The organism is Streptomyces krungchingensis (genome assembly GCF_054729265.1).
In genome coordinates this window covers 2,749,796-2,775,513 of the sequence record NZ_JBPUKY010000001.1, presented here as the reverse complement: position 1 = coordinate 2,775,513, position 25,718 = coordinate 2,749,796, and the positions used below count along the sequence as shown (strand labels likewise).

Sequence of the window (25,718 nt, the reverse complement as noted above, 5' to 3'; positions counted from 1 at the left end):
TCCGCTAGGCAGACCCGCATGACCCCGTACAGCCTGCGCGCCCGTCCGGTCGCCGCCACCGCCACCGTCCTGCTCCTCGCCGCCGCTCCCGCCGCCCGAGCCGTGTTCGGCGACGAGGAACCGCGGGCGGCGGTGCGCGGAGCCGCGTACGTGGAGACCCGGCTCCTCTTCGGCACGGCGCGGCCCGGCGGCGGATCCGCCGTCACCGACCGGCAGTTCATGGACTTCGTCGACCACGAGGTGACGCCGGAGTTCCCCGACGGACTCACCGTGCGGGAGGGGCGCGGCCAGTGGCGGGACGCGCACGGCGTGATCGAGCGGGAGCGGTCGTACGAGCTCGTGCTGCTCTACCCGGTCGCGCGGGCCGCCGCGAGCGACCGGAGGATCGAGGAGATCCGGAGCGCCTACGAGCGGACGTTCGCCCAGGAGTCGGTGGGCCGGGTCGACGACCGGGAGCAGGTCGACTTCTGACGGACGGCCCCCGAGGATGCCCTGGGGCCGGCCCCCCTGGCGTCCCAAAACTATCATCGCTAGTTTAGGGTCCGGACGAGCGGCCCCGCCCGGGAGGAACACGATGAAGGCTCATGACGGCATGTACATCGACGGCACCTGGCGCCCCGCCGCCGGAAGGGACACGATCGAGGTCGTGAACCCGGTCGACGAGCAGGTGATCGGCCGGGTCCCGGCGGGCACGGCCGAGGACATCGACGCCGCCGTACGCGCGGCCCGCGCCGCCTTCCCGGGCTGGGCCGCGACCCCGCCCGCCGAACGGGCCGCGCGGCTCGCCGCGCTCCGCGACGCACTCGTCGCGCGCAAGGACGAGATCGCCGAGACCGTGACGGCCGAGCTGGGCTCGCCGCTCGCGTTCTCGCAGACCGTGCACGCGGGCGTGCCGATCCTGGTCGCCGGCTCCTACGCCGAACTGGCCGCGACGCACGACTTCGAGGAGAAGGTCGGCAACTCGACCGTCTACCAGGAGCCCGTCGGCGTCGTCGGCGCGATCACCCCGTGGAACTACCCGCTGCACCAGATCGTCGCCAAGGTCGCCCCGGCACTCGCGGCGGGCTGCACCGTCGTCCTGAAGCCCGCCGAGGACACCCCGCTCACCGCACAGCTCTTCGCCGAGGCCGTGGCCGACGCGGGCGTCCCCGCCGGTGTGTTCAACCTCGTCACCGGCCTCGGCCCGGTCGCGGGCCAGGCCCTCGCCGAGCACCCGGACGTCGACCTGGTCTCCTTCACCGGCTCCACCGCGGTCGGCCGGCGGATCGGCGCCACGGCCGGGGCCGCCGTCAAGCGGGTCGCCCTCGAACTGGGCGGCAAGTCCGCCAACGTCATCCTGCCCAGCGCCGACCTGGCCAAGGCGGTGGCCGTCGGGGTCGCCAACGTGATGTCCAACTCGGGCCAGACGTGCAGCGCCTGGACCCGGATGCTCGTGCACACCGGACAGTACGAGGAGGCGGTCGAACTGGCCGCGGCCGCCGCCGCGAAGTACGGCGACCGCATCGGCCCCGTCGTCAACGCCAAGCAGCGCGACCGCGTCCGCGGCTACATCGACAAGGGCCTGGCCGAAGGCGCCCGGCTCGTCGCGGGAGGCACCGAAACCCCGCACGCACAGGGGTACTTCGTCAGCCCCACCGTCTTCGCCGACGTGACCGAGCAGATGTCGATCGCCCAGGAGGAGATCTTCGGACCGGTGCTGTCGATCATCCGCTACGAGGACGAGGAGGACGCCCTGCGGATCGCCAACGGCACCGTGTACGGGCTCGCGGGCGCGGTCTGGGCGGGTGAGGAGGCCGAGGCGGTCGCCTTCGCGCGCAGGCTCGACACGGGGCAGGTCGACATCAACGGAGGACGTTTCAACCCCCTCGCCCCGTTCGGCGGTTACAAGCAGTCGGGCGTCGGGCGTGAGCTCGGATCGCACGGCCTGTCCGAGTACCTCCAGACCAAGTCCCTGCAGTTCTAGGCCCCAGGAGCACACACATGGTTCGCGCCGCCGTCCTTCCCTCCGTGGGCGCTCCCCTGGAGATCGCCGAGATCGACCTCCCCGAACCGGGCCCCGGCCAGGTCAGGGTCAGGCTCGCCGCCGCAGGGGTCTGCCACTCCGACCTGTCCCTGTCCGACGGCACCATGCGGGTGCCCGTCCCCGCCGTCCTCGGACACGAGGGCGCCGGCACCGTCGTCTCCGTCGGCGAGGGCGTCACCCATGTCGCGCCCGGCGACGGCGTCGTGCTCAACTGGGCGCCGTCCTGCGGCGCCTGCCACGCCTGCTCGCTCGGCGAGGTGTGGCTGTGCGCCAACGCCCTGGCCGGCACGGCGGACGTGTACGCGCGCCGTGCCTCGGACGGCAGCGACCTCCATCCCGGCCTGAACGTGGCCGCGTTCGCCGAGGAGACCGTCGTCGCCGCGAGCTGCGTCCTGCCCGCACCGGCCGGAGTCCCCCTGGCCGACGCGGCCCTGCTCGGCTGCGCCGTCCTCACCGGTTACGGCGCCGTCCACCACTCCGCGCGGGTACGTCCCGGCGAGACGGTCGCGGTGTTCGGTGTCGGCGGGGTCGGGCTCGCGGCCCTCCAGGCCGCCCGGATCGCGGGTGCCTCGAAGATCGTCGCCGTCGACGTCTCGCCCGAGAAGGAGTCCCTCGCGCGGGACGCGGGAGCGACCGACTACGTCGTCGCCTCCGACACCACCGCGCGCGAGATCCGCGGCCTCACCGGCAAGCAGGGTGTCGATGTCGCCGTCGAGTGCGTGGGGCGCGCCGTGACCATCCGCACCGCCTGGGACTCCACGCGGCGCGGCGGCCGCACCACCGTCGTCGGCATCGGCGGCAAGGACCAGCAGGTCACCTTCAACGCGCTGGAGATCTTCCACTGGGGCAGGACCCTCGCGGGCTGCGTCTACGGCAACTGCGACCCGGCGCGGGACCTGCCGGTCCTCGCGGAGCACGTCCGCGCCGGGCGCCTGGACCTCGGGAGCCTGGTCACGGACCGGATCGCCCTCGACGGCATCCCGGCGGCGTTCGACAACATGATCGCGGGCAAGGGCGGCCGGGCCCTGGTGGTGTTCTAGTGGCGCCCGCCCGATTCCGGGCCGGTGCCGGTCCGGGATCAGGCGGACCGGAGCCGGTCCGGGATCAGGCCTGTTCCGGCTCGGGGCTGCGCTCCTGGGCGGCCGCCGCCGTCCCGGCGTCCGGGGGCACCAGTTCCGGGGCCGCCGCCGTCCCGGCACGGGGCCGGGAGCGGGACACCGCGACACCCGCCAGACACAGCGCCCCGCCCGCCAGGGTGAGCGGCCCCGGCACCTCGCCGAGGAACAGCCAGGACATCAGCACGACAAGGGCGGGCACCGCGTACGTCGTCGCGCCCATACGGCTGGCGGTGGTGCGGGCCAGCGCGTACGCCCAGGTCGTGAACGCCAGCGCGGTCGGGAAGAGGCCCAGATAGACCATGTTGAGCGTGGCGGAGGCCGGCGCCTTCGCCGCCTCCGTGACGAGTTGCCCGGCGAAGGGCAGACAGGTGACGGCACCGACCAGGCAGCCGAACGTCGTGACCTGGAGCGCGCCGGCCCGGCCGAGCGCCGGCTTCTGCGCCACCACACCGCCCGCGTAGCCCACCGCGGCGAGCAGACACAGGACGACCCCGAGGACCGACGAGCCGCCCTCGCCGGACATCGACAGGCCGACGGCGACGGCACCCGCGAACGACACGGCCATGCCCGCCAGCAGCCGGGGCGGCATCGGGTCCCCGAGCAGCCGGGATCCGAGCAGGGCGATGAGGATCGGGCCGATGTTCACCACGAGTGCCGCCGTGCCCGCGTCCACCTGCTGCTCGCCCCAGTTCAGGACGACCATGTAGAAGCCGAACCACAGCAGCCCGGATATCGCGATCCCGGGCCAGGCCGCCCGGGGCGGCCACCCCTCCCTGCGGATCAGGCAGACGGCCCCGAGCGCGAGGGCCCCGGCGAGCAGCCGCCCCAGTGCCAGCGCGCCCGGCGAGTACGCCTCGCCCGCGCTGCGGATCGACACGAAGGCGGAGGCCCACAGTCCGACGGTGACGGACGCGGCGCCCGTGGCGAGCAACCGCGTGCGTCCGGTGGGCGGGGCGGGCCGGGAGGTGTTCATCATGCTCCTGAGGCTAGGCGGGGGGCGGGCGGAGGTCTCGCGGATTTCGGACGCCTGCCTGGAGCGCCGACGCCGACGCCGGCGCCGCTCGCCGTGCGCGGGGAAGGGGGCGGGCAGAAGGCGGGCAGGGGCAGATCAGCGCAACGCGGCCGCCTCGACGCCCAGGAGCTCCGCGAGCGCCCGTTCGCCCTCGGGGGTCACCTTGACGGCCCGCTCCGTGCCGACACGCACACACCACTTCGCGTCCAGGGCGTGCCGGCACAGGGCCGCGCCGGCGCCGCCCGCGAGGTGCGGCCGGCGTTCGGTCCAGTCCAGACAGGCCCGGGTGAGCGGGCGACGGGCCGTGAGGTCGAGGCCGATGCCCACGGACTCGAACCACCGCAGTCCGGCGTCGGTGAGGGCGAACCCGGTGTCCTGGCGGAGCAGGCCGCGGGCGGTGAGGGCATCGGTGAGCGCGATGCCGAGGCGCCCGGCGAGATGGTCGTAGCAGGTGCGGCCGCGGGCCATCGCCGACACCGCGCTCGACTCCCGGAGCGTGCGCGGGCGTTCGGTCCCGGCCGGCCCGACATGGGCGGCGAGATCCTCGACGATCTGCGCGACGCGAGGGCCCGCCAGCCGTACGTAGCGGTGCCTGCCCTGCCGCTCCTCGGTGAGCAGCCCGCCCGTGACGAGCCTGCCGAGGTGCTCGCTGGCCGTGGAGGGGGCGACCTGGGCGTGGCGCGCCAGCTCGCCCGCGGTCCAGGCCCGCCCGTCGAGCAGGGCGAGCAGGAACCCGGCCCGCGTCTCGTCCGCGATCAGCGCCGCGAACCCCGCGAGCCCCGCTGCCCTGCTGTGCGTCGGCCTCGTCATGCCCTCCAGCATGCGCCACGGACGTTACGGCCCCCACCGAAACGTCCACGCCGCCGGGCGCGCCCGCCGGAGGCCGAGGTGCGGTCATGTCCGTGGGGCCCGGGCGTGGGAGCGGGGGTGTGGCGCCGGGACGGCCGCGCGGGGCCTGGTGTGGCTGCCGGAAGGCGAGGCTTCGGGAGGCCTCCGCCCTGGGCGCGGCCGCTCGGGGCCGGGGTGCGGTCATGTCCGTGGGGCCCGGGCGTGGGAGCGGGGGTGTGGCGCCGGGACGGCCGCGCGGGGCCTGGTGTGGCTGCCGGAGGGGGAGGCCTCGGGAGGCCTCCGCCCCGGGCGCGGCCGTCCGAGGCCGAGGTGCGGGTATGTCCATGGAGCCCGGACTTGGAGACGGGGGGCGAGGTGCCGGGGCGGGCGCCCCGGACCGGTGTGGCCGTCGGCCGCCGAGGTGCCGGGACGTGCGCGGAGTCCCGGCGTGGCGGCGGGAGCCCGGGCGTCGAGCGGCCGCGCAGGCCCTGCGGGGCCGGCGGAGGCCGGGACGGCGGGGTGTCTCCGCCGTCCCGGGCGCGGCCACGGGCCTGGCCGCCGGTCTGCCCGGACCGGTCCGCTCAGCTCCCCACCGTGAGGTGCGCGTACTGGGCCGACAGGCCGTCCAGCAGGGCGGTGAGGCCCGTCTCGAAGGCCCGTTCGTCGATCTTCTCCTGCTGTTCGGCGAGCAGGTGCGCCTGCCCCAGGTGGGGATAGTCCGCGGGGTCGTACGCGTCCGCGTCGTCGACGAAGCCCCCGGCGAACGACCCCAGCGCGGAGCCCATGATGAAGTACCGCATCAGCGCCCCGATCGAGGTGGCCTGGGAGGGCGGCCACCCCGCCTCGACCATCGCGCCGAACACCGCGTCGGCGAGACGCAGGCCCGCGGGCCGCCGCCCGGGGCCACGCGCGAGCACCGGAACGATGTTCGGGTGGTCGCGCAGGGCGGCCCGGTAGGAGACGGCCCAGTCGTGCAGCGCGGTGCGCCACTCGCGGCCGTCCTCGAACATCGTCAGGTCGACCTGTGCGCTCACCGAGTCCGCGACCGCCTCCAGGATCTGGTCCTTGGTGCGGAAGTGGTTGTACAGGGACGGCCCGCTGACCCCGAGTTCGGCGGCGAGCCGGCGCGTCGAGACGGCCGCGAGGCCCTCGGCGTCCACCAGCTCCCGCGCCGTGTCCACGATGCGGTCGGTGCTCAGCAGGGGCTTGCGCGGTCGGGCCATGGCGCACATAGTAGGGCTGCATTCGGAAACTAGCAGTGCTAATTTAAATGTACTGCTTTCAATGTCCGCAATCTGTGGGGTGACTCGGTATGAACCTGGAGCTCAGCGAGGAGCAGACCGCCGTCCGGCAGCTCGCCAAGGACTTCGTGGACCGCGAGATCGCCCCGCACGTCGTCGAGTGGGACCGCGCCGAGGAGGTCGACCGGTCCATCGTGAAGAAGCTGGCCGAGGTCGGCTTCCTCGGGCTGACCATCGACGAGGAGTACGGCGGAAGCGGCGGCGACCACCTGGCGTACTGTCTGGTCACGGAGGAGCTGGGACGCGGCGACTCGTCCGTCCGCGGCATCGTCTCCGTCTCGCTGGGCCTGGTCGCCAAGTCGATCGCCCATTGGGGCACCGAGGAGCAGAAGCGGCGCTGGCTGCCGGGGCTCACGGCCGGCGACTCCGTCGGCTGCTTCGGGCTCACCGAGCCCGGCACGGGATCGGACGCGGGCAGCCTGGCGACCAGGGCCGTGCGCGACGGCGACGACTACGTCGTCAACGGCACCAAGATGTTCATCACGAACGGCACTTGGGCCGACGTCGTCCTGCTGTTCGCCCGCTCCACCGACGCGCCCGGCCACAAGGGCGTCTCGGCCTTCCTGATACCGACCGACACCCCCGGCCTGAGCCGCCGCACCATCCACGGCAAGCTCGGGCTGCGCGGGCAGGCCACCGCGGAACTGGTCCTGGAGGACGTACGGGTACCGGCGAGCGCGATGATGGCGCCCGAGGGCAAGGGCTTCGCCGTCGCGATGTCCGCGCTCGCCAAGGGCCGGATGTCGGTGGCGGCGGGATGCGTCGGCATCGCCCAGGCCGCGCTGGACGCCGCGGTGCGGTACGCGTCCGAACGGGAGCAGTTCGGGAAGCCCATCGCCCAGCACCAGCTGGTGCAGGAGCTGATCAGCGACATCGCCGTCGACGTGGACGCCGCACGGCTGCTGACCTGGCGGGTCGCCGATCTCGTCGACCGCGGCCTGCCGTTCGCCACCGAGTCGTCGAAGGCCAAGCTGTTCGCCTCCGAGGCCGCCGTGCGCGCCGCGAACAACGCCCTCCAGGTCTTCGGCGGCTACGGCTACATCGACGAGTACCCGGCGGGCAAGCTGCTGCGCGACGCGCGCGTGATGACCCTCTACGAAGGCACCAGTCAGATCCAGAAGCTGGTCATCGGCCGTGCGCTGACCGGGGTTTCGGCCTTCTGAGTACGTCCCGCGCGTTCCTGAGTATCTCGGCGGATGCGACGGCCCGGCCCCGGCGGCGACGCTTTCCCCATGAGTGAGACACCGGTCAAGCAGCAGAACACGGCCGCCTTCTACGGACAGGCCGTCGCCTCCTTCTCGGTCGCCATGGCCGCGACCGCCCTGGGCATCTTCAAGCTCCAGGCCGACGCCTGGGTGCGGGGCTTCCTCGCCATCGCCGTCCTGTATCTGGTGACGTCCGCCTTCACCCTGGCCAAGGTGATCCGCGACCGTCAGGACGGCACGCGCGCCGGCGGGCGGGTGTACGACCCCTTCGAGAAGCTCTGATCCGCCCCGGCACGGATGATTTCGCGCCGGGCGGGGGCCTCCGTCCCGAGCGGGGGATCTAAGCGGGCGCTCAGGTTCGGGGGTATGGTGTTCACCCTGTCGGTGGAGAAGGGGCGAACAGCGATGAGTACGGCGGAGGAGACGGCCGGCGGCGAGATGCAGCCGTGGGCCGAGGTCACCCCGGACGCGGCCCGGCGGCTGCTCGTCGCCGCCGTGGAGGCCTTCGCCGAGCGCGGGTACCACGCGACGACGACCCGGGACATCGCGGGTCGCGCGGGCATGAGCCCGGCCGCGCTGTACATCCACTTCAAGACCAAGGAAGAGCTGCTCCACCGGATCAGCAGGATCGGCCACGCGAAGGCCCTCGACATCCTGCGGACCGCTGCCCGGGGCGAGGGCGACCCCACCGAGCGCCTCGCGGACGCGGTCAGCTCCTTCGTGCGCTGGCACGCCGGAGGGCGCACCACCGCGCGGGTCGTGCAGTACGAACTGGACTCGCTCGGACCCGACGCCCGCGCCGAGATCATCGGCCTGCGCCGACAGGTCGACGCCGAGGTGCGCGGGATCATCCAGGACGGCGTGGCCGCGGGCGACTTCGACGTGCCGGACGTCCCCGGCACCACCCTCGCCGTGCTCTCCCTCTGCATCGACGTGGCCCGCTGGTTCAACGTGAACGGACCCCGGACGCCGGACGAGGTCGGCGCGCTCTACGCCGACCTCGTGCTGCGGATGGTGGGAGCCGGGAAGTAGCCCGGGCGCACCGGGCGGCGGCGGTCAGAAGTAGTAGCGGGACACCGACTCGGCCACGCACACCGGCTTGTCGCCGCCCTCGCGCTCGACGGTCACCGCGGCCGTGATCTGCACACCGCCGCCCGCCTCCGTGACCTCCGTGATGACCGCGGTGGCGCGCAGCCGCGAGCCCACCGGCACCGGGGCGGGGAAGCGCACCTTGTTGCTGCCGTAGTTGACGCCCATCTTCATGCCCTCGACGCGCATGACCTGCGGCACCAGCGCGGGCAGCAGCGACAGTGTGAGGTAGCCGTGCGCGATGGTCGTGCCGAACGGGCCCGCGGCCGCCTTCTCCGGGTCCACGTGGATCCACTGGTGGTCGCCCGTGGCGTCCGCGAACAGGTCGATCCGCTTCTGGTCGACCTCCAGCCAGTCGCTGTGTCCCAGCTGTTCGCCCACCGCCGCCTTCAGGTCGTCGGCGGACGTGAAGATCCTCGGCTCTGCCATGTCCCTGGCCTCCCGCGTCGCAATGTCTAAGCAACTGCTTAGCATGGTCGGGTGGAGGGCTCCTGTCAACGCACCGCGGGGATGCCGGGGTGGGTTAGGTTCGAGGGGTGCCCCAGATTCCAGAGAAGATCCACGAGCTCACGGTCGGCCAGCTGTCGGCCCGCAGCGGCGCGGCCGTCTCCGCCCTGCACTTCTACGAGTCCAAGGGCCTGATCAGCAGCCGCCGCACCAGCGGGAACCAACGCCGCTACCACCGTGACGCACTGCGGCGCGTCGCCTTCGTGCGGGCGGCGCAGCGGGTCGGCATCCCGCTCGCCACGATCCGTGAGGCCCTCGCCGAACTCCCCGAGGAGCGCACCCCGACGCGGGAGGACTGGGCCCGGCTCTCGGAGGCCTGGCGCTCCGAACTCGACGAACGCATCAAGCAGTTGGGCCGGCTGAGGGACCACCTCACCGACTGCATCGGCTGCGGCTGCCTGTCCCTGGAGAACTGTGTGCTCTCCAACCCGGACGACGTCTTCGGCGAGCGCCAGACCGGCTCCCGGCTCATGGTGGAACGCTCCGGCCGCACCGCGCGGCCGGAGCCGGCGAACGACTGCCGCTGAGCCCGGTCACCGGCCTCGCGGCGGCCGGTGTGCGACGGCCGCCGGTCCTGGTCGGCGGTCTGACGGGAGCCGGTGTGCGACGGCTGTCGGTCCCGGTCACCGGCCTCGCGGCAGTCGGTGCGTGACGGCTGTCGGTCCCGGTCAACGGCCTCGCGGCAGTCGGTGTGCGACGGCCGCCGGTCCTGGTCACCGGCCTGACGGGAGCCGGTGTGCGACGGCTGTCGGTCCCGGTCACCGGCCTCGCGGGACCGGACCGGGCCGCGACGGCCGCCGGGCATCGCCGCAGGGCCCCGCGTCCGGGCGGGCCGCGGCGGCGCGCCTGCGCCACGTCCGGTCCCGGGGCGCCGGGGCGCCGGGGCGCCGGGGCGCCGAGGGCCCGAGACCGGTGGGCGCGGTGGGTCACTCGTACTCCGTACCGCCCTTGCGGGTGAGGTAGGCCGGGCTGACCGCCTTCGCGATGGCGCGGCCGCCCGTCACCGGGCTGTAGCGCTCGGTGGACGTGCGGACGACCACTCCCTCGCGCAGATGCAGGTCGCGCCCGGACACCGTCTCCCGGCCGGTCGCGGTCTCCAGGACCTTCGCGATGTCGTACGGCCCCTCGTACAGCCGTGGCACCAGCGGCAGTTCGCCCTCCAGCAGGGCCGCCGCGTCCAGCCAGCGGACCTCGCCGTCGATCTCCGCGGACACGTCGAACACGGCGTAGCCGAGGGACTCGCGGCGTCCGTCGGCGCCGTACGACAGGTCCTGCACGCCCGCCCCGTACACCTCCCCGAAGACGCCGACGCGGCGCGCGCCCAGGTGGCCGGCGAGCCGGGCCGCGGCCTCCGCGACCCCGTGCCCGCGCACGGCCCGCCAGTACAGATTGCGCGGATCCTCCTTCAGGGCGAGGGACTTGGCCCCGAATCCCTTCGAGGAGACGTACGCGCGGTCCTCGTCGGCGACATACGTCAGCAGGCAGGCCGATCCGTGCAGCTTCTCGGTCAGGACGACGGGCTCGCCGGGCGTGAAGATGTCCGGATAGCGCTGGAGGTTCTCGATGTCGACCCAGGGCAGCAGGTCGGGCGCGGACTCCACGTCACCGTTCATCGTGGGCGGGACGGGCGGCACCCACTTGACGATGCCGAGCACCTCGGCGAAGTCGGTCCCCTCCTCGGCGGCCCGCGCCAGGTCGACGTCCGCCAGCGCCCGCGGACGGCACACGATGCCCTGCGACAGCTCACCGCGCAGCCGTACCGCCTTGACCCGGTCCGAGTCGCTCCCCGCCAGGCGGCCGGTCAGCCCGAGTTCCTCGATCAGTCCGGCCGGGAGCACGGACTGCTCCGGGATGTAGACGGCTCGCTCGCCGGTGCGGTAGGCGCCCTTGGCGACCACGGCCCGGTAGAGACCGACCTGGGCCAGTTCGAGGGCGTCGGCGTTCGGATGCTCGTGGATGGTCAGCACTTCGGCGGTGACGCGCAGCGTCGACATCGGGACTCCTCGGTTCCTCAGCTGTGTTTCATCGCCTCCCACTGTCCGGACGGGAAAGTGCTGGATCGAGCGGATTTGGTGCTGCTAGCGTGTGGCGCTTCCGTCGCTCGCGGTGCGGTACTCGGCCAGTGCCCGCGTCACCAACTGGGCGTTGGACGCAGCCCGTTGCCCGTCCGGCAGGGTCAGGGTGTCCTCCAGGCCGATACGCGTGGCCAGCCCCTGCCGGCCCGCGAGCCGCAGCACCGGCCAGGTGCCGCCGTCGAGTCCGTGCAGCAGCACGGGCCGGCCGTGGTGCCGCTCCGTGCGGGTGGGACCACCGGCACGTGAAGGGTCTGTGCCGAGGTCGGCGAGCAGCGTCAGGGCCGACTCCCGCGCCGAGCGCGGCGAGTCGTCCATGACCTCGGCCAGGACGCGCAGGACGCGCGGCCCGAGGGGCGACGCGGCGAAGCGCTCCGCGCCGTCCGTGCCCGACCAGATGCCCGCCTCCACGTCGATGCCCCGGTCGAGGAGCGCCGCCGCCACGTCCTCGGCGCCCGGCTCGTGCCAGTTGACCGAGGCGTGGTCGGGCAGGACGGTCCAGGACCGGACCCGCTCCACGCGCGCCGCCGGATCGGGCTCGGCCCACGCGCCCGTGGTCACGCCGACCGGGACGTCCACCCGCGCCCGTATGGCCTCCAGAGTGGCCGCCAGGGCTTTCGGCGACAAAGTGTCGTGGCCGCAGGGGGACTTGGGATGGACATGGATGTCCGACGCCCCGGCTGCGACGGCCTCGGCGGCGGACCGGGCCATCGCCTCCGGCGACATCGGCACGACGGCACCGTCGGCCGATCCGCGCGCTCCGTTCAGACAGACCTGCACCATGCCTCGATGGTGCCACCCACCACCGACAACCGGACCCCGACGCCCGGGCGCCCGACCGCACCCCGTGGGCGACCGCGGCGCCGTCCAGCCGGGGCAGCCCCGGACGCTCGCGCATCGGCCTCACGTCGTCGACGAGCGGCCGGGAGCCCGACAGGACCGAGGCACCGGAGGGCGGCCCTGCGGAGCGATTCGGCCGAGGGCAGCAGGGCGGAGCGGCCGGTCGGGGTGGCCCCACGGGGTCAACAGTCCGCGGCGGCCCACCGCATGGACTGGCTTCAGGGCGGCCCCGGGTGGCCGACGAGTCGCGGGCAGTCCGGCGGGTCGTCACGGCGCGGGCAGTCCTGCGGGACGGTCCGGCCGGGGACGGCGCCGCGGGGATCGACGAGTCGCGGGCGGCCCTGGGAGTGCCCTCGGCCGAGTCGGCACCACAGGGTCGACAGTCCGCTGCGGCCCACCGCGTGGACAGGCTTCAGGACGGCGGCACGTCGTCGACGAGCCGCGCGCGGTGCGCGGGGGATCGGCGAGCCGCGGGCGGCCCCGGCCGGCGGTTCGGCCCAGGTGGCCCCTCGGCGTCGACGGGCCGCGGCGGCCCACCGCGTCGACGGCCCCCGACGGTCCAGGGCGACCGGCGGGTCGGCTGGCCGAGCGCGTTCGCGCGGGGGTGCGGCTCCGTCGACGCACCCCCGTCCTGCTCAGGCCGACATCAGCAGCCGTCCACGCCTCGACTCCGCCAGGGCCTCGGGTGTCAGAACGGGCCGCGGCACCACGATTCCGCAGCGCGTGCAGACGGGTCCCGACGACGGCTCGTGGGCCAGGTCGTACCTCCAGGTGAGGCGCTCTCCGGCGCACACCGGGCAGACCGTGCCCGGCTCGCGCTCCAGCGCGGCGATCAGCCGGCGCAGCACCTCGGCCAGTGGTTCACGGGGATGTACACGGGGGTCGTCGCACCACGCGACGCCGAAGCCGCCCCAGGTCAGCCGGTGCCAGTCGTCGACACTGCCCGGCCTGCGCAGTCCGTCGTGCTTCTCCTTCTTGCGGCGCTGCGCGAACTCGACCTCGTAGGCGAGCCAGACGGAGCGGGCCTCCTCCAACTCCTCCAGCGCGGCCACGAGCCGCGCCGGATCGGGGGACCGGTCCTCCGGGCCGAACCCGGCCCGGGAGCACAGATGGTCCCAGGTCGCCCGGTGCCCATAAGGGGCGAACCTCTCAAGGCACTTGCGCAGCGAGTACCGCCGCAGTGCCAGATCGCACCTCGGATCCCGCACCTGTCTCGCCAGACTCCGGAAACCCGCCATCGCCCTGCACCTCCGTCACACCTGCACCTGAACTTCGGTCACTTCGGCGTCGTCGTACGGACGTCGCCGAATAGACGTATCGACAAGCGATTCGGCTCCATCCTTTTTTCCGATGACCGCCACCAGCCGACCGCCGAGTCCCTCCCGGCCTGCCTCCCACCGCTGTCAGCCGCCTGTCGGCGGCCGGGTCGGGGTGTGATGAATCCAAAAAACTGACGCATGTTCATCTTCCAACTCGGGGATACCGGCGGTAACGTCCGGCCCACCCCCGTCGGGAGGAGCTGCCATGCCACGGCGCACCCCACGTACCGTCCTCGACAGACTGAGAACTCCCCGTCGATTCCCCAAGTTCCTCAAGAGCGCATCCGTATGCGTGCTCATTGCCGGTCTTTTGTCACCGCTTTCCCAGGCGGCGGCGACCGCCGCACCCTCGGCCGCCGCCACGAACGACTACTGCGGCGGTCAGTGCTCCGACATCCTCCCGCCCGGTGAGAACGGCAACGCGACCCTCGTCGAGATCCTGCTCAACCAGGCCTTCGGCACCCAGCCGGGCCACGCGGAGGACCAGCTCGCCCCCTACGGCAACCTGGCCAAGGGCTACTCCGGGCTCACCGACGCCAAGATCAACGACTTCTTCAACGACGCGTCCTTCGGCGTCCCTTCGGGCCAGGTCGCCTCCACCGTCAAGCCGCGCAGCGACGTGACGATCGTGCGGGACAAGAAGACGGGCGTCCCGCACATCACCGGCACCACCCGCTACGGCACCGAGTTCGGCGCGGGGTACGCCGCCGCCCAGGACCGGCTGTGGCTGATGGACGTCTTCCGGCACGTCGGACGCGGCCAGCTGACCTCCTTCGCCGGCGGTGCCCCGTCCAACCAGGGTCTGGAGCAGGAGTTCTGGCGCAACGCCCCCTACACCGAGGCGGACCTCCAGGCCCAGATCGACAACGCCACCGCCCAGGCCGGCGAGCGCGGCAAGCAGGCCCTCGCCGACGCCAACGCCTACGTCGCCGGCATCAACGCCTACATCGACGCCTCCGACAGCGGTCGCTACTTCCCCGGCGAGTACGTCCTGACCGGGCACAAGGACTCCATCACCAACGCCGGCACCATCGACCACTTCAAGCTCACCGACCTGGTCGCACTGGCCTCCGTCATCGGCGCGCTCTTCGGCTCCGGAGGCGGCGGCGAGGTCAACAACGCCCTGTCGTTGCTCGCCGCCCAGTCCAAGTACGGCGTGGCGGAGGGCACCAAGGTCTGGGAGTCCTTCCGGCAGCGCAACGACCCGGAGGCCGTGCTCACCGTCCACGACGGCGAGAGCTTCCCGTACGCCGTCAAACCGGACGACGCCCAGGGCGAGGCCCTGCCCGACGCCGGTTCGGTGACCCGGGAGCCGCTCGTCTACGACCGCACCGGCAGCGCGGGGACCGCCGCCGCCACCGGCGCCTCCACGAAGGCCGCCAAGAGCTCCGTCAGCTCGGCGAAGCGCGGCATGTCCAACGCCCTGGTGGTGAGCGGCAAGCACACGGCGAGCGGCCACCCGATCGCCGTCTTCGGCCCGCAGACCGGCTACTTCGCGCCGCAGCTGCTCATGCTCCAGGAGATACAGGGGCCGGGCCTGAGCGCCCGCGGCGCCTCCTTCGCCGGCCTGAGCATGTACGTCGAACTCGGCCGTGGCCAGGACTACTCCTGGAGCGCCACGACGTCGGGCCAGGACATCATCGACACCTACGCCGTCGAGCTGTGCCAGGACGACTACCACTACCTGTACCACGGCACCTGCACGGCGATGGACAAGGTCGAGCGGACCAACTCCTGGAAGCCGACCGTCGCCGACGGCACCGCGGCGGGCTCGTACCGGATGCAGGTCTACCGGACCAAGTACGGCCCCGTGGAGTACCGCGCGACCGTCGGCGGGAAGAAGGTCGCGTACACCACGCTGCGCTCGTCCTTCATGCACGAGGCCGACTCGATCATCGGCTTCCAGATGCTCAACGACCCCGACTACGTGAAGAGCCCGCAGACCTTCCAGAGCGCGGTGCAGCACATCAACTACACCTTCAACTGGTTCTACGCCGACTCCTCGCACACCGCGTACTACAACAGCGGGGACAACCCGGTGCGCGCCACCGGGGTCGACGCCGACTTCCCGGTGTGGGCGCAGCCCGCGTACGAGTGGCGGAACTGGGACGCCGCGACGAACACCGCCCAGTACACCCCGGCCTCCGCGCACCCCAACTCCGTGGACCAGGACTACTACATCTCCTGGAACAACAAGCAGGCCAAGGACTACGCCGCGGCCCCCTGGGGCGAGGGCTCGGTGCATCGCGGCAACCTCCTGGAGGACCGGGTCAAGAAGCTCGTCTCCGCGGGCGGGGTGACCAGGTCCGCGCTGGTGAAGGCCATGGCCGACGCGGCCCTCGCCGACCTGCGGGCCGAGGACGTGCTGCCGAAACTGCTGAAGGTGATCAACAGCTCGACGGTCACCGACCCCGCCGCCGCGGCGGCCGTGAGCAAGCTCTCGGCCTGGGTCACGGCCGGCGCGAAGCGCACGGAGACCTCGGCCGGATCCCACACGTACGCCGACGCCGACGCGATCCGCATCCTGGACGCCTGGTGGCCGCTGCTGGTGAAGGCGGAGTTCGAGCCGGTCCTCGGCAGCGACCTGTACGCCGCGTTCACCGGCAGCATCCCCGTCGACGAGGCGCCGTCGGCCGGGCACGGACCGACCGGCTCGCACGCCGGAAGCTCCTTCCAGTACGGCTGGTGGAGCTATGTCGACAAGGACATCCGGGCCGTGCTCGGCGAGTCGGTACAAGGCGGCCTGACGCAGAAGTACTGCGGTTCCGGCAGCCTCGGAGCCTGCCGTGACGCGCTGATCAGCACCCTGAAGGAAGCCGCGGGCAAGACCGCCGCCCAGGTCTACCCCGGCGACGACCAGTGCTCGGCGGGCGACCAGTGGTGCGCCGACTCGATCGTCCAGCGCACCCTCGGCGGCATCAAGCACGGCAAGATCAGCTGGCAGAACCGGCCGACCTACCAGCAGGTGGTCGAGTACACCTCGCACCGGTAGCCGACCGGCCCGAGAACGCCGGCGGCCCCGGGGGGCGCCGGCGTCCTCACGGTGGCCGGCGTCCTCGCGGGCGGCGGGTCAGCGGACGCGGCCCGCCGTCAGCACCAGTTGCGCCAGTTCCCGGTGGCAGATGTCGCTGTGGGCCCCGGAGGGCGCACCGCCGCGCCGGACCACGGCCGCGGCGTCCACGTTCACGCAGCCGGAGGCGGGCAGTCGCGTGCGCAGGGCCTCGGCCAGCGCGTACTTCTTCGTCCCCGGCACCGCCTGCACCCCGTCGTGCCCCATCGCACCCCACTTGGCGCCCAGCAGCCGGTCGAGGCCGAACTCCGCCGTGGCCGTCCGGGAGTCGCCCGCCATCCGCGAGGCCAGCGGATAGATCGTCCCGAGCGCCGAGTCGAAGTGGGAGTAGCAGCACACCAGGGGGCCGTCGATGCGGTGGTGCTGGCCGTCCAGCACCCCGCTCGCCCGCGGGTCGTGCGGCAGCCGTGCGGCGAACGCGTAGTGCGAGAAGGCCCCTTGGAGCAGGGTCACCGACTTCACGGAACGCACGCCCTGCGGCAGCCCCCGCAGGGCGAAGGAGACCAGCCGCCCGCCGAAGCTGTGCCCGACGAGATGGACCCGCACGTCCGGGGCCGTCTGCGCGAGTTGGCCCACGGCCCGCCCGAGCCCCCGCTCGCCGACCGTCCCCGCGCGCCGCTTCATCGCGTAGTACGTGGCCTGGCGCAGCAGTTCGTGCGCACCGTCCCACAGCCGGGGCAGCGCGAAGCCCTCAGCGTCCCCCGGCCCGGCGAGCGCCCGCGCGAACTCGTCGCACACCGCCGCCGTGTCCCCGAAGAGCATCAGCGGATCGCCCTCCGGGACCCCCTCCGCCAGTGTGTCCGCGGCGAAGGACGTCTGCGGCCCCTGCGGCCGGACCTCGACGAGCAGCCGCACGAGACGGCCGAACTCCTCCAGCGAGGCGCCCTCGTCCGGCTGCTGGTCCAGCAGCCGCGCGATCTGCTCGACCACCGTCGCCCGCCCGGGGAAGACCTCCAGGAGCGCGTGCCGGGTGTTCTTGTCCAGCACCGGCTGCGCGATCGCCGTGTCCTGCGCGGCCACCGGCCGGGGGAAGTCGGGAATCGGCTCGTCCGAGAACCGCATCGACGGCCACACCACACCCACGTACCCCAGGCGCGCGTTCGGGGCGAGTCCCGGGACGGGCTCGAAGAAGCGGCTGTAGAGGCGGGTCGCACCCGAGCGGTCGTTGTTCCAGCCGTGCGCGAACACGATCAGATCGCGGACCTTGCGCCGGGGCACCTCCGCGAGGAGCCGGTCGAGCTCCCGGCCGTCGGCGTCCCCGTCCGCGTCGAAGGTGAGTTCCCAGTAGGGAGAGACACTCACTTCCGGATCGGCCATGACAGACCCCCTCGTCCCCCGTGGGCGGTGCGACATGGGCGCATCGTCCTACCGGGGCACGAGGTTGGCCATACGTCACGGCTCACTCACTTGTAGACGAGATACTCCTTGCGCATCTGCCGGAAGGCCTTCAGCTCGTCCTGCCAGGCCGCCACGACCTCGTCGGCCGACGCCCCGGCGTCGATCCTCGTGCGCACCAGGGTCGAGCCCGTGAGTTTGTCGATCCAGTTGTCGGAGCGCCAGGCGAAGCCGCTCCAGACCTGCTTGGCCGTCACGAGCAGCGCGATGCCGGTGCGTACGGGGTCGAAGGCGGCCCGGTCGTGCACATGGATCTGCACGCCCCCGATGGTCTTGCCCTGGAACTTGGAGAACGTGGGGGCGAAGTACGCCTCCCTGAAGTGCACGCCGGGCAGCCCGAGGCGTTCCGCCGCCGCGGCCCACCGCCCGTCGACGCCCTCGGCGCCGAGCAGCTCGAACGGGCGGGTGGTGCCCCGCCCCTCCGACAGGTTGGTGCCCTCGAAGAGACAGGACCCCGAGTACACCAGGGCCGTGTCGGGCGTCGGCATGTTCGGGCTCGGCGGTACCCAGGGCAGCCCGGAGGCGTCGTAGAAGTCCGAGCGCTTCCAGCCGGACATCAGGACCGTGTCCAGCTTCACCGGCTTCGCCAGGAACTCCTTGTTGAACAGCCGCGCCAGTTCCGCCACGGTCATCCCGTGCGCCTGGGAGACGGGCTGCCGTCCGACGAAGGTCGCGAACTCCTTGTGCAGGACGGGCCCGAACGCGTCCCGCCCCGTCACCGGGTTCGGCCGGTCCAGCACCACGAAGCGCTTGCCGGCGAGCTGCGCGGCCTCCATGCAGTCGTACAGCGTCCAGATGTACGTGTAGAAGCGGGCGCCCACGTCCTGGATGTCGAAGACCACGGTGTCCACACCGGAGGCGGTGAAGACGTCGGCGAGCGGCTGCCCGCTCTTCTGGTACGTGTCGTAGACCGGGAGCCCGGTCGCCGGGTCGTCGTACCGGCCCTCGGAACCACCGGCCTGCGCGGTGCCGCGGAAGCCGTGCTCGGGACCGAAGACGGCGATCACGTTCACCCGGGCGTCGGTGTGCATGACGTCGACGATGTGCCGGACGTCGCGGGTGACGCCCGTCGGGTTGGTGACCACGCCGACCCGCTCGCCGTCCAGCAGGGCGTAGCCGTCCCCTTCGAGGCGCTCGAAGCCGGTGCGCAGCTTGGCGCGGCCGCCCGGGGCCGCCGCGGCCGGTACCGGAGCCAGGGCCGCCGCGGCGGTGCCGGCAGCGAGGACGGCCCGTCTGGACAGGGGGGTCCCCCCACGTCGTGCGGAGCCGGAAGCGTCGGGGCGCATGGTGTGACCTCCGTGATCGCGGAAGCTGGCATGGGCACGCTACGCGCTCCGCGGGGTGATCCGGAATACCCGCGAACGCGGCGCGAACCGCGCTCCGTGAGCCGCCCCGAGCCGACGCCGCCAGGTCCGGGACGGTCCCGCCGGGTACGCGCCGATACCGCCGAGTCCGCGCCGGTACCGCCGGGTCCGTGAGGTGTCGCCCGGGACGTGCCTCGGACCGCGCCTGGTGCCGCCCGGGTGAGGCCGTGGGGTGTCGCACCCGGACCACTTCACCCTGACCGCGATCGGTGGGCGGCGCCTGTCAGGCGTGCCGGATGGCGCAACAGGGTCGCCCGCCCGACCGTCCTCCCCGTTCCCGTGGCCCACGCGAGCGTGCTTCCGCGTGTCCGGGAGAGCCGCGCCGCAGGGGTGACGCCGTCGGGGACGTACGGCCGGACCGCCTCGCCGCGCCGCGGGGGAGCCGCACAGGTCACACCGCTCGGGCCCGCCACGACGCCGGACACCCCTTCCCTCGCAACATACCGACTGGTTAGTCTGGCGCTGCAGCAGAGCCGATTCGCGTCGCGTCGAAGGAGACCGATGGTGGAAGCCGTGCAGGATGCCCGAGTGGTCGTCACCGGAGCGGGAGGCGGTATCGGAGCCGCCCTGGCCCGGCGCTTCGCCGCCGAGGGGGCCAGGGTCGTCGTGAACGACCTGGACGCCGCCAAGGCCAAGGCCGTGGCCGACGAGGTCGGCGCCGTCGCGGTCCCGGGCGACGCGTCCAGGATCGTCGCCGAGGCGCGTGACGCCCTCGGCGGCACGATCGACGTCTACTGCGCCAACGCCGGTCTCGCCTCCGCCGGTACCGAGGCCGCCGGCGAGAAGGTCTGGGAGCTCGCCTGGGACGTCAATGTGATGGCCCACGTACGCGCCGCCCAGGAACTGCTCCCGGCCTGGCTGGAGCGCGGCAGCGGCCGGTTCGTCTCCACCGTCTCCGCCGCCGGACTGCTCACCATGATCGGCGCAGCGCCCTACAGCGTCACCAAGCACGGCGCGTACGCCTTCGCCGAATGGCTCTCCCTGACGTACCGCCACCGCGGCCTCAAGGTCCACGCGATCTGCCCGCAGGGCGTGCGCACCGACATGCTCGACGCCACCGGAAGCGCCGGTGACCTGGTGCTCCAGCCCACCGCCATCGAGCCCGAGGACGTCGCCGACGCGCTCTTCAAGGGCATCGAGGAGGACCGCTTCCTGATCCTGCCGCACCCCGAGGTCGCCGGGTTCTACGCGGCACGGGCCGCGGACCCCGACCGCTGGATGACGAACATGAACCACATCCAGCAGAAGTGGGAGGCGGGCCGGTGACCACTTCCGGCTACGCCGCCCAGCCGTGGCTCGCGCTGCTCGACGAGGCCCAGCGTGCCCCCGTGAGCCCGCCCGACACCCTGGTGCACGCGGTCCGCGCGGCCGTGGCGCACACCCCCGACCGCACCGCGCTCGCCTACTTCGACGGCCGGCTCAGCTACCGCGAGATCGACGCACTGAGCGACTCCGTCGCCGGGCACCTCGCCGCCGGCGGCCTGGAGCGCGGTGACCGGGTCGCGATCCTGCTCCAGAACTCCCCGCAGTTCGTCGTCGCCCTGCTCGGCGCCTGGAAGGCCGGCGCGACCGTCGTCCCCGTCAACCCGATGTACAAGTCGGCCGAGGTCCGGCACGTGCTCGACGACGCCGCGGTCGTCGCCCTCGTCTGCTCCGACCGGGCCTGGGGCTCGTACCTGCGGGAGACGGCCGCCGGCTCCTCCGTACGCCTCGTCCTGACGTCGTGCGAGCTGGACCTCCAGACGCGCAACGACACCCGCGTACTGAACTTCGAGCGGCTGCCCGCCGCCGCGGGCACCGCCGACCTCGTGACCGTCGCCCGGCAGGGCCACCCGGCACCCGACGGCCGTGCCCTCGGACCCGACGACATCGCCCTGATCAGCTACACCTCCGGCACGAGCGGCACCCCCAAGGGAGCCACCAACACGCACGGCAACATCATGTACAACGCCGAGCGGCAGCGGACCGGCCTCGGCCTGCCCGAGTCGCCCGTGTACTTCGCGATGGCGCCCCTGTTCCACATCACCGGCATGGTCTGCCAGCTCGCCGCCTGCCTCAACAGCCGCGGCACGCTCGTCCTCGCCTACCGCTTCGAGGCGGGGGTCGTCCTCGACGCGTTCGCCGAGCACGCGCCCCACTACACCGTCGGCCCGTCGACCGCCTTCATGGCCCTGGCCGCGCACCCGGCGGTCACTCCCGGGCACTTCGCCTCCTTCACGGTCATCTCCTCCGGCGGCGCCCCGCTGCCGCCCGCCCTCGTCGAGAAGTTCCGCGCCGGCTTCGGGCCGTACATCCGCAACGGCTACGGCCTCACCGAGTGCACCGCGCCCTGCGCCTCCGTGCCCCCGAGCCGCGAAGCGCCGGTGGACCCCGTCTCGGGGACGCTCGCGGTGGGTGTGCCCGGCCCCGACACCGTCGTCCGCATTGTCGACGACCTCGGGCAGGAGGTGCCGTTCGGCGAGCAGGGCGAGATCGTCGTACGGGGACCGCAGGTCGTCCCCGGCTACTGGCAACGCCCCGAGGCCACCGCGGAGACCTTCCCGGACGGCGAGCTGCGCACCGGTGACATCGGTTTCATGGACGCCGACGGCTGGCTGTACGTGGTCGACCGCAAGAAGGACATGATCAACGCGTCCGGTTTCAAGGTGTGGCCCCGAGAGGTCGAGGACGTCCTCTACACCCATCCGGCGGTCCGCGAGGCGGCCGTGGTCGGGGTGCCGGACGGCTACCGGGGCGAGACCGTCAAGGCGTACATCAGCCTGCGTCCGGGTGCCGAGGAGGACCCCGACGCGCTCGCCGCGTACTGCAAGGAGAGACTGGCCGCCTACAAATACCCGCGGGAGGTGGAGATCCTCCCCGACCTGCCGAAGACGGCAAGTGGGAAGATCCTCCGTCGGGAACTGCGTTCCCGCTCCCATGAGTCCCAGTAGACGACAACGCGAAGACAACCCTCGGAAGGCAGGTGGCGGCAGTGCCCAGGACGACGGACGGTGACGGCACGCCCGTCCCGCAGCGGCTCTTGGCCGCCGCCACCCGGCTCTTCGCGGAGCAGGGGTACGACCGGACCTCCGTGCAGGAGATCGTCGAGGCGGCCGGCGTCACCAAGGGGGCGCTGTACCACTACTTCGGATCCAAGGACGACCTCCTGCACGAGGTCTACGCGCGCGTGCTGCGCATCCAGCAGGAACGGCTGGACGCCTTCGCCGACGCGGACGCGCCCGTCGAGGAGCGGTTGCGCGGGGCCGCGGCCGACGTCGTCGTCACGACGATCGACAACCTCGACGACGCGTCGATCTTCTTCCGCTCCATGCACCACCTCAGCCCCGAGAAGCACAAGCAGGTGCGTGCGGAACGGCGGCGCTACCACGAGCGTTTCCGTGCGCTGATCGAGGAGGGCCAGAAGAAGGGCGTCTTCTCCACGGCCACGCCCGCGGACCTGGTCGTCGACTACCACTTCGGTTCCGTGCACCACCTGTCCACGTGGTACCGCCCCGACGGCCCGCTCACGCCGCAGCAGGTGGCCGACCACCTCGCGGATCTCCTGCTCCGGGCGCTGAGGCCGTAACCGCCGGGGACCGATGTTCCGTCGGCCCGGGCCGGAGAGTCGTAGCCCGTCCGGCGCTCGAGGACGAGGCCGTCCAGCCCGATGCGGGGGTCCGGGGGTGGCTGCCCCCCGGGTCAAGGGACGGGCAGGGGCGGCGGGGGCGAGAACCCCGCCGGGTCGCCCCCGCCGCGCCCGCGGAGCCCCGCGTCACAGGTACTGCTTGATCTCCCGCCGCGCCAGCGACCGCTGGTGCACCTCGTCCGGGCCGTCGGCCAGCTTCAGCGTGCGCGCGCTCGCCCACAGCTCCGCCAGCGGGAAGTCCTGGCTGACGCCCCCGGCCCCGTGCAACTGCACGGCCTTGTCGAGGATGTCGACCACGGTACGAGGCGTGGCGATCTTGATGGCCTGGATCTCGGTGTGCGCGCCCTTGTTGCCGACCGTGTCCATCATCCACGCGGTCTTCAGCACCAGCAGCCGCAGCTGCTCGACGGCGACCCGGGCGTCGGCGATCCAGTTCTGCACGACGCCCTGCTGGGCGAGCGGCTTGCCGAACGCCGTACGGGACACGGCCCGCCGGCACATCAGCTCGATCGCCCGCTCGGCCATGCCGATCAGCCGCATGCAGTGGTGGATGCGCCCCGGCCCGAGCCGCGCCTGGGCGATGGCGAAGCCGCCGCCCTCCTCGCCGACCAGGTTGGCGACGGGCACCCGCACCTGGTCGAAGACGACCTCGGCGTGCCCCCCGTGCGAATGGTCCTCGTAGCCGTACACCTGCATGGCGCGCCGGACCTCGACGCCCGGGGTGTCGCGCGGCACCAGCACCATCGACTGCTGACGGCGGATGTCGGACCCCTCGGGGTCCGTCTTGCCCATCACGATGAAGATCTTGCAGTCCGGGTTCATCGCCCCGGAGATGTACCACTTGCGGCCGGTGATGACGTACTCGTCGCCGTCCCGCCGGATGTGCGTGGTGATGTTCGTGGCGTCGGAGGAGGCGACCTCGGGCTCGGTCATCGCGAACGCCGAGCGGATCTCACCGGCGAGCAGCGGCTCCAGCCACTGCTTCCTCTGCTGCTCGTCGCCGAACTGCGCGAGCACCTCCATGTTCCCGGTGTCGGGAGCGGCGCAGTTCAGCGCGGTGGGCGCCAGGTGCGGGCTGCGGCCGGTGATCTCGGCGAGCGGCGCGTACTGGAGGTTGGTCAGCCCGGCGCCGTACTCCGAGTCGGGCAGGAAGAGGTTCCACAGGCCCTGCCTGCGGGCCTCGGCCTTCAGCTCCCCGACGACGGCCGAGGTGTCCCAGGGCGACGCCAGCCGGGCGCGCTGTTCCTCGGCGACGGCCTCCGCCGGATAGACGTACTCGTCCATGAAGGCGAGCAGCTTGGCGCGCAGTTCCTCGGTGCGTGCGTCGAATGCGAAGTCCATGGCGGATCAGCCTTCCTGAAGGGTGGTCAGGCCGTGCTCGATGAAGAAGGGCACCAGCTCGCCGATGCGGTCGAAGCCGGCGCCGACCGTCTGGCCGAGCGTGTAGCGGTAGTGGATGCCCTCCAGGATCACGGCGAGCTTGAACCAGGCGAAGGCCGTGTACCAGGAGACGGCGGACACGTCGCGCCCCGAGCGCGCGGCGTACCGCTCGACGAGCTCGGCCGGGTCGGGGTGCCCGGCGGCCGAGGCGGTCGTGCTGATGGGGGAGTTCGGCAGGTCCAGCGGCGCGCTGTACATCACCAGCAGGCCGAGGTCGGTGAGCGGATCGCCGAGCGTGGACATCTCCCAGTCGAGGATGGCCTTGATGCGGTCGTCGGTGCCGATCAGCACGTTGTCGAGCCGGTAGTCGCCGTGCACCACGGCGGGCGCCGGGGAGTGCGGCAGCTCGCGCCCCAGCGCGGCGTGCAGCTCGTCGATCCCCGAGAGTTCACGGTTCCTGGACGCGTCCAGCTGCTTGCCCCAGCGGCGCAGCTGCCGGTCGAGGAAGCCCTCGGGGCGGCCGAAGTCGCCGAGGCCCACTTCCGCCGGGTCGACCGCGTGCAGCTCGACCAGTGTGTCCACCAGCCCGAGGACGGCGTCGCGGGTGCGCTGCGCGCCGAGCGGGGCGAGCTGCTGCGCGGTGCGGTACGGCGTCCCCTCCACGAACTCCATGACGTAGAACGGCGCACCGAGCACCGACTCGTCCTCGCACAGCAGCAGCGGGGCGGGTACCGGCACGGCCGTCGGGTGCAGGGCGCTGATCACCCGGTGCTCGCGCTTCATGTCGTGCGCGGTGGCCAGCACATGGCCCAGCGGAGGCCGTCGGACGACCCACTTCGCGGTGCCGTCGGTGACCGCGTAGGTGAGGTTCGACCGTCCGCCTTCGATCAGCCGGCCGGTCAGGGGGCCGTGCACCAGTCCCGGGCGCTCACGGTCGAGCAGGCCGCGCAGCTGGTCGAGATCGAGACCTGGCGGGTGGTCTGGGCTCATCATTGCTCCTACGCACATGGAAACCGGATGTCGACCATGATGCCGACCGGTCGGTATGTCGTCCAGTGGGTGCGCGAAACGTGATCGGCGTCTCCCCGGGGTCGCGCGGACGTGCGGGCCGCGCGGCCGAGGGGAGACGCCGTGAGGGGAGCGGCGCCGGGTCGGCGCCAGGGGGAGCGACTGCTCAGTGGTCGTCCCAGTGCCCGTCGTGCCGGGCGTGCCGGTGGCCGTCGTGCAGGTAGTCGAGGTGGTCGCCGTGCGCCACCGCCGTGTGCCCGCAGCCCTCGCCGTGCTGGTGTCCGTGCTCCTCGTGCGTGACGTGGCCGCTCGGCTCGCACTCGTCCCAGTGCCCGGAGTGCTCGCGGTGCAGGTGTCCGTCGTGCGCGTAGTCGACGTGGTCCCCGTGCCGCACCTGGGGGTGACCGCAGTCCGGGCCGTGGGTGTGCTCGTGGGTCGGGTGCTCCTGGTGAAGGGTGGTCATGCTGCTCACCTTCGGAAGTGGCGTGGAATGACGGCTCAGGCTAGCGCCGAGAAACGGGGCAATTGTGGTTTTTCGGGCATGCGTGCCGTCCGTGTACCC

At 72.6% G+C, this 25,718-nt stretch carries 23 protein-coding genes; 11 read left to right on the top strand and 12 right to left on the bottom strand.

Features of this window, described 5'->3' with window-relative positions; all coding sequences use genetic code 11:
• The first annotated feature begins 18 nt into the window (after positions 1-18).
• The 3 genes from ACSYGO_RS12400 to ACSYGO_RS12390 all read left to right on the top strand — a co-directional run bounded on the left by ACSYGO_RS12400 (position 19) and on the right by ACSYGO_RS12390 (position 3,063).
• Positions 19-471: a DUF3574 domain-containing protein gene (locus ACSYGO_RS12400; RefSeq protein WP_426680264.1), complete on the top strand. Its 453-nt coding sequence runs from the start codon at positions 19-21 to the stop codon at positions 469-471.
• A 103-nt stretch (positions 472-574) separates the two neighbouring features.
• The gene (locus ACSYGO_RS12395; RefSeq protein WP_460386670.1) at positions 575-1,963 is read left to right on the top strand and encodes an aldehyde dehydrogenase family protein; all 1,389 of its coding nucleotides are present in this window, start codon (positions 575-577) and stop codon (positions 1,961-1,963) included.
• A gap of 17 nt (positions 1,964-1,980) precedes the next feature.
• A complete protein-coding gene (locus ACSYGO_RS12390) occupies positions 1,981-3,063 on the top strand; it encodes a Zn-dependent alcohol dehydrogenase (RefSeq protein WP_460386669.1) in 1,083 nt (360 codons plus the stop codon).
• Between the two features lie 64 nt (positions 3,064-3,127).
• Here the strand turns inward: ACSYGO_RS12390 and ACSYGO_RS12385 are convergent, their stop codons facing one another.
• From ACSYGO_RS12385 to ACSYGO_RS12375, 3 genes are all read right to left on the bottom strand, one after another.
• Positions 3,128-4,117 carry a DMT family transporter gene (locus tag ACSYGO_RS12385; RefSeq protein WP_460386668.1) on the bottom strand — a complete coding sequence of 330 codons (990 nt, stop codon included), beginning with the start codon at positions 4,115-4,117 and terminating at the stop codon, positions 3,128-3,130.
• Positions 4,118-4,249: 132 nt separating this feature from the next.
• Positions 4,250-4,975: an ArsR/SmtB family transcription factor gene (locus ACSYGO_RS12380; protein WP_426680260.1), complete on the bottom strand. Its 726-nt coding sequence runs from the start codon at positions 4,973-4,975 to the stop codon at positions 4,250-4,252.
• 587 nt (positions 4,976-5,562) lie between these two features.
• Complete coding sequence (locus ACSYGO_RS12375) at positions 5,563-6,204, bottom strand: TetR/AcrR family transcriptional regulator (RefSeq protein ID WP_432175445.1); 642 nt, start codon at positions 6,202-6,204, stop codon at positions 5,563-5,565.
• A gap of 89 nt (positions 6,205-6,293) precedes the next feature.
• Between ACSYGO_RS12375 and ACSYGO_RS12370 the strand changes: the two genes are divergently transcribed.
• From ACSYGO_RS12370 to ACSYGO_RS12360, 3 genes are all read left to right on the top strand, one after another.
• Positions 6,294-7,445, top strand: coding sequence for an acyl-CoA dehydrogenase family protein (locus tag ACSYGO_RS12370; RefSeq protein WP_435227728.1), 1,152 nt, complete (start codon positions 6,294-6,296; stop codon positions 7,443-7,445).
• Between the two features lie 69 nt (positions 7,446-7,514).
• Positions 7,515-7,769, top strand: coding sequence for a YiaA/YiaB family inner membrane protein (locus ACSYGO_RS12365; RefSeq protein ID WP_095933255.1), 255 nt, complete (start codon positions 7,515-7,517; stop codon positions 7,767-7,769).
• Between the two features lie 123 nt (positions 7,770-7,892).
• Positions 7,893-8,519 (top strand): TetR/AcrR family transcriptional regulator, encoded by a 627-nt coding sequence (locus ACSYGO_RS12360; RefSeq protein ID WP_426680257.1) that lies wholly within the window; start codon positions 7,893-7,895, stop codon positions 8,517-8,519.
• A 24-nt stretch (positions 8,520-8,543) separates the two neighbouring features.
• On the opposite strand, the gene ACSYGO_RS12355 is transcribed toward ACSYGO_RS12360, so the two are convergent.
• On the bottom strand, positions 8,544-9,005 hold the full coding sequence (locus ACSYGO_RS12355; RefSeq protein WP_432188199.1) for a MaoC family dehydratase: 462 nt from the start codon (positions 9,003-9,005) through the stop codon (positions 8,544-8,546).
• A 107-nt stretch (positions 9,006-9,112) separates the two neighbouring features.
• Here ACSYGO_RS12355 and soxR point away from each other — a divergent pair, with 107 nt between their 5' ends.
• Complete coding sequence (gene soxR / locus ACSYGO_RS12350; RefSeq protein ID WP_095933253.1) at positions 9,113-9,610, top strand: redox-sensitive transcriptional activator SoxR; 498 nt, start codon at positions 9,113-9,115, stop codon at positions 9,608-9,610.
• A gap of 399 nt (positions 9,611-10,009) precedes the next feature.
• On the opposite strand, the gene ACSYGO_RS12345 is transcribed toward soxR, so the two are convergent.
• From ACSYGO_RS12345 to ACSYGO_RS12335, 3 genes are all read right to left on the bottom strand, one after another.
• The gene (locus tag ACSYGO_RS12345; protein WP_460386667.1) at positions 10,010-11,077 is read right to left on the bottom strand and encodes an RNA ligase (ATP); all 1,068 of its coding nucleotides are present in this window, start codon (positions 11,075-11,077) and stop codon (positions 10,010-10,012) included.
• An 84-nt stretch (positions 11,078-11,161) separates the two neighbouring features.
• The gene (locus ACSYGO_RS12340) at positions 11,162-11,938 is read right to left on the bottom strand and encodes a 3-keto-5-aminohexanoate cleavage protein (protein ID WP_460386666.1); all 777 of its coding nucleotides are present in this window, start codon (positions 11,936-11,938) and stop codon (positions 11,162-11,164) included.
• 692 nt (positions 11,939-12,630) lie between these two features.
• A complete protein-coding gene (locus ACSYGO_RS12335; protein ID WP_426680253.1) occupies positions 12,631-13,233 on the bottom strand; it encodes a hypothetical protein in 603 nt (200 codons plus the stop codon).
• Positions 13,234-13,519: 286 nt separating this feature from the next.
• Here ACSYGO_RS12335 and ACSYGO_RS12330 point away from each other — a divergent pair, with 286 nt between their 5' ends.
• Positions 13,520-16,306, top strand: coding sequence for a penicillin acylase family protein (locus ACSYGO_RS12330; RefSeq protein ID WP_432175439.1), 2,787 nt, complete (start codon positions 13,520-13,522; stop codon positions 16,304-16,306).
• 78 nt (positions 16,307-16,384) lie between these two features.
• On the opposite strand, the gene ACSYGO_RS12325 is transcribed toward ACSYGO_RS12330, so the two are convergent.
• Entirely contained in the window at positions 16,385-17,701 is a 1,317-nt protein-coding gene (locus ACSYGO_RS12325) for a serine-threonine protein kinase (protein WP_426680251.1), read from the bottom strand.
• Positions 17,702-17,787: 86 nt separating this feature from the next.
• A complete protein-coding gene (locus ACSYGO_RS12320; RefSeq protein WP_426680250.1) occupies positions 17,788-19,065 on the bottom strand; it encodes an exo-beta-N-acetylmuramidase NamZ family protein in 1,278 nt (425 codons plus the stop codon).
• 579 nt (positions 19,066-19,644) lie between these two features.
• On the opposite strand from ACSYGO_RS12320, the gene ACSYGO_RS12315 reads away from it, so the two are divergent.
• Genes ACSYGO_RS12315 through ACSYGO_RS12305 form a run of 3 tightly spaced genes read left to right on the top strand, consistent with a single transcriptional unit; the run spans position 19,645 to position 22,708 of the window.
• A complete protein-coding gene (locus ACSYGO_RS12315; protein ID WP_460386665.1) occupies positions 19,645-20,409 on the top strand; it encodes an SDR family oxidoreductase in 765 nt (254 codons plus the stop codon).
• Complete coding sequence (locus ACSYGO_RS12310; protein WP_460386664.1) at positions 20,406-22,073, top strand: class I adenylate-forming enzyme family protein; 1,668 nt, start codon at positions 20,406-20,408, stop codon at positions 22,071-22,073. The genes ACSYGO_RS12315 and ACSYGO_RS12310 overlap by 4 nt, the downstream gene beginning before the upstream one ends.
• Positions 22,074-22,114: 41 nt before the next feature.
• Complete coding sequence (locus ACSYGO_RS12305) at positions 22,115-22,708, top strand: TetR/AcrR family transcriptional regulator (protein WP_028801670.1); 594 nt, start codon at positions 22,115-22,117, stop codon at positions 22,706-22,708.
• Between the two features lie 186 nt (positions 22,709-22,894).
• Here ACSYGO_RS12305 and ACSYGO_RS12300 read toward each other — a convergent pair whose 3' ends face one another.
• The 3 genes from ACSYGO_RS12300 to ACSYGO_RS12290 form a co-directional block, all read right to left on the bottom strand.
• Complete coding sequence (locus ACSYGO_RS12300; RefSeq protein WP_460386663.1) at positions 22,895-24,109, bottom strand: acyl-CoA dehydrogenase family protein; 1,215 nt, start codon at positions 24,107-24,109, stop codon at positions 22,895-22,897.
• 6 nt (positions 24,110-24,115) lie between these two features.
• Positions 24,116-25,138, bottom strand: coding sequence for a phosphotransferase family protein (locus ACSYGO_RS12295; RefSeq protein WP_460386662.1), 1,023 nt, complete (start codon positions 25,136-25,138; stop codon positions 24,116-24,118).
• A gap of 184 nt (positions 25,139-25,322) precedes the next feature.
• Positions 25,323-25,619, bottom strand: a complete 297-nt coding sequence (locus ACSYGO_RS12290) for a hypothetical protein (RefSeq protein WP_432176729.1) — start codon at positions 25,617-25,619, stop codon at positions 25,323-25,325.
• Between the last annotated feature and the right edge of the window lie 99 nt (positions 25,620-25,718).

Bases quoted from the DNA above. Each gene is read 5' to 3' on its own strand.
- ACSYGO_RS12380 (WP_426680260.1), bottom strand. From the start codon at position 4,975: ATGCTGGAGGGCATGACGAGGCCGACGCACAGCAGGGCAGCGGGGCTC.
- ACSYGO_RS12370 (WP_435227728.1), top strand. From the start codon at position 6,294: ATGAACCTGGAGCTCAGCGAGGAGCAGACCGCCGTCCGGCAGCTCGCC.
- ACSYGO_RS12335 (WP_426680253.1), bottom strand. From the start codon at position 13,233: ATGGCGGGTTTCCGGAGTCTGGCGAGACAGGTGCGGGATCCGAGGTGC.
- ACSYGO_RS12325 (WP_426680251.1), bottom strand. From the start codon at position 17,701: ATGGCCGATCCGGAAGTGAGTGTCTCTCCCTACTGGGAACTCACCTTC.
- ACSYGO_RS12295 (WP_460386662.1), bottom strand. From the start codon at position 25,138: ATGAGCCCAGACCACCCGCCAGGTCTCGATCTCGACCAGCTGCGCGGC.
- ACSYGO_RS12330 (WP_432175439.1), top strand. From the start codon at position 13,520: ATGCCACGGCGCACCCCACGTACCGTCCTCGACAGACTGAGAACTCCC.
- ACSYGO_RS12365 (WP_095933255.1), top strand. From the start codon at position 7,515: ATGAGTGAGACACCGGTCAAGCAGCAGAACACGGCCGCCTTCTACGGA.
- ACSYGO_RS12390 (WP_460386669.1), top strand. From the start codon at position 1,981: ATGGTTCGCGCCGCCGTCCTTCCCTCCGTGGGCGCTCCCCTGGAGATC.
- ACSYGO_RS12340 (WP_460386666.1), bottom strand. From the start codon at position 11,938: ATGGTGCAGGTCTGTCTGAACGGAGCGCGCGGATCGGCCGACGGTGCC.
- ACSYGO_RS12360 (WP_426680257.1), top strand. From the start codon at position 7,893: ATGAGTACGGCGGAGGAGACGGCCGGCGGCGAGATGCAGCCGTGGGCC.
- ACSYGO_RS12395 (WP_460386670.1), top strand. From the start codon at position 575: ATGAAGGCTCATGACGGCATGTACATCGACGGCACCTGGCGCCCCGCC.
- ACSYGO_RS12315 (WP_460386665.1), top strand. From the start codon at position 19,645: ATGGTGGAAGCCGTGCAGGATGCCCGAGTGGTCGTCACCGGAGCGGGA.
- ACSYGO_RS12320 (WP_426680250.1), bottom strand. From the start codon at position 19,065: ATGCGCCCCGACGCTTCCGGCTCCGCACGACGTGGGGGGACCCCCCTG.
- ACSYGO_RS12290 (WP_432176729.1), bottom strand. From the start codon at position 25,619: ATGACCACCCTTCACCAGGAGCACCCGACCCACGAGCACACCCACGGC.
- ACSYGO_RS12385 (WP_460386668.1), bottom strand. From the start codon at position 4,117: ATGATGAACACCTCCCGGCCCGCCCCGCCCACCGGACGCACGCGGTTG.
- ACSYGO_RS12400 (WP_426680264.1), top strand. From the start codon at position 19: ATGACCCCGTACAGCCTGCGCGCCCGTCCGGTCGCCGCCACCGCCACC.
- ACSYGO_RS12355 (WP_432188199.1), bottom strand. From the start codon at position 9,005: ATGGCAGAGCCGAGGATCTTCACGTCCGCCGACGACCTGAAGGCGGCG.
- ACSYGO_RS12375 (WP_432175445.1), bottom strand. From the start codon at position 6,204: ATGGCCCGACCGCGCAAGCCCCTGCTGAGCACCGACCGCATCGTGGAC.
- ACSYGO_RS12345 (WP_460386667.1), bottom strand. From the start codon at position 11,077: ATGTCGACGCTGCGCGTCACCGCCGAAGTGCTGACCATCCACGAGCAT.
- ACSYGO_RS12300 (WP_460386663.1), bottom strand. From the start codon at position 24,109: ATGGACTTCGCATTCGACGCACGCACCGAGGAACTGCGCGCCAAGCTG.